Source organism: Bradyrhizobium sp. CFUWI (assembly GCF_056429085.1).
Genome location: NZ_JBWJZE010000084.1, coordinates 1 through 2290 on the forward strand (window position 1 = coordinate 1; position 2290 = coordinate 2290).

A 2290-nucleotide genomic window follows, 5' to 3' on the forward strand; every position below is an offset into this window, starting at 1 on the left:
ACCCGCCTCCTGCTCCCGCAAAATCCCGATGATCTGTTCTTCCGTGAACCGACTTGGCTTCATGGTCCATCTCCTCAGAGGTGACGGACTCTACCCATTCTTGGAGGAGTTTGCGGGGCTCAGACCATTCCCACTGCTGTAATACATCGCAACGTCAGATCTTGCTTTATGTGACAATTGGTCAGCTGCTAGTCAGAAGATGCTTTCGGGCGCCTGACACTTGTACGGGACGCCGATCGTCAGACCGCCATCGACGACGATTTCGGAGCCCGTAAGATAAGAGGACTCGTCGCTGAGCAGGAACAACACAGCCTGTGACACTTCCGGCGGCTCGGCCGCCCGCCCAAGCGGAATGGGAAAACTGGAAGAATCGAAGTCCTTTGTCATCCAAGTGTTGATTAACCCCGGATGGACTGAGTTTATGCGAACCCCAGACGCAGCGGCCTCCAAAGCAGCGGACTTGGTTATGCCCCGCACGCCGAACTTGGAAGCAACGTAGGCGTGAAGCCCTGCACTACCCCTCAGCCCCTCGACCGACGAGATGTTGACGATCGAGCCTCCGCCCGCGCGGCGCATGGCCGGCAGGGCAGTCTGCATTCCCAAAAATACACCGGTGAGATTGACAGCAAGGGTCTTCGTCCACTGCTCAAGCGGAAACTGCTCGATAGGAGCAATACTGGCTATGCCGGCATTGTTGACGAGGCCATGCAGCGCGCCAAACTTGCTCTCCGCAGCCGCGATCGCTTGGCGCCATTCCTCTGGCTGAGCGACGTCTTGACGCAGATAGATCGCGGATGTGCCAAGGCCGGCCGCGAAAGCCTCTCCTTCTTTACGAAGAATATCGGTGATCACGACTTTAGCTCCCTCCGCTACCAGCAGGCGCGCATGAGCGGCCCCCATCCCTCGAGCCCCGCCGGTCACCAGAATGACTTTTTCGCTGACACGTCCCATAATTTTGCTTCCTCGACAGTGTGGTGGTGCAAGGTCTTTGCGACATCCACTATGCACTATGTCAATCGACCCCTGGTCGATCTGCTGTGTCCCGCTGCGATGCCCAAAGGCTGTGCGTAGTGCCGTGCAACTCGGCGTGAAAACCAACTCGATAACGATTTCACGTCGTGGACACGCGTCCGCCGCTCAGGCGGTACCGTCGGAGGGTTGAATTGGCATCGCGACATTGGGCCACCTTGTTGAGCCCGACAATTCACGACCGAGTTTCCTCCGGAAGATGGGCGTGGACTGCGGGCGGCGCAATGCCGGTTCCGCGCAGGTGCACGTACTGAGCAGCTCTTCGTGGCTGGCCGCGGGAGTGGGGCGCAGAACGCATGAGGTTCTCCGAGCCTTGCAAATTGGAGTATCCACCCTGTGCAATCGGCGCGCCGAGAATCTGATACGAATGCAAACTCACGCAACTCTTGCAGAGTTGCTGGAGCTGTTCCGACCTTCTCGCGCGACCTGGGTATCCGCTAGCATGCGTTTCGGGCCATGCACAGTGATAGCGTTTCGACTTACCAAGGCTTAGTCGAGCCACCCACAACTTTGAGCCATGCGAGCTCCTCATCCGTTTATGCCCCGCTTGATCATGTCGGACGTTCGACATCCCGCGTCGCCAATCAAACAAGCGGGAAGGCAACAGAAGAAGAGGCGAAGGTTGTCGGCGGCCTTCTCGTACTCCAATTCGACATCTTCAGCCGAGCGGGTCCTATAACACCCAATGAGGTGCTTGGCATCAACGTTGCAGACAACAGATAGAGAGGCCTACCGAGTTATCGTCATCGTCGGTGAGCACGCTTCGCTGGAATGAACGCACAATCGTCAAGCTCATTCTGCAGCACAGAATTGAGGTGCAACGCGCAGAACTGGATGCGTCGTCGGTAAGACGATCGCGATCACCGGATCTATGAGCCGACGGATCACCGAGCCGCATTGGAAGTTGCGCATCACAGTCTCTTCAGGATGCTTCAACAACCGAATAGTCTTGGTGAAATGAGTTAGCTGAATCTTCGATTGCGTCCAAACACTCCAAGAGCGAGGAGGAATGCGATGCCCGACGTCAAAGGTATTCCGCTTGATGCGCCTCTCTACCGTGGGAGCAAAGACCGTGGCAGCGCGTTTCTCGGCTGCCAAGCAATAAGCCTTGTATTCAGCGTGGGGCACGAGGTGTGAGCTGGCCCCGGTTGTCTGAACAGAATATCCGCGTCGATAAGTGGAGCCTCTGCCGGGGTTAGGCTGCCGTGCGGAGCGGCAGCGGGGTGAAGTAGGCTTGATCCGGTGTGCTGCCGTCAAGGCT

General features: G+C 57.4%; 2 protein-coding genes. Both read right to left on the bottom strand.

All coding sequences use genetic code 11. The annotated features are described in order from the left end of the window. Nucleotides 1-192: 192 nt before the first annotated feature. The gene (locus tag AC066S_RS38690) at nt 193-951 is read right to left on the bottom strand and encodes a glucose 1-dehydrogenase (protein WP_126262244.1); all 759 of its coding nucleotides are present in this window, start codon (nt 949-951) and stop codon (nt 193-195) included. 870 nt (nt 952-1821) lie between these two features. Next, a partial coding sequence (locus tag AC066S_RS38695; RefSeq protein WP_478271906.1) for a hypothetical protein occupies nt 1822-2290 on the bottom strand: 469 nt, incomplete at its 5' end.

Coding starts and splice junctions, on each gene's coding strand:
- AC066S_RS38690 (WP_126262244.1), bottom strand. CDS start 951: ATGGGACGTGTCAGCGAAAAAGTCATTCTGGTGACCGGCGGGGCTCGA.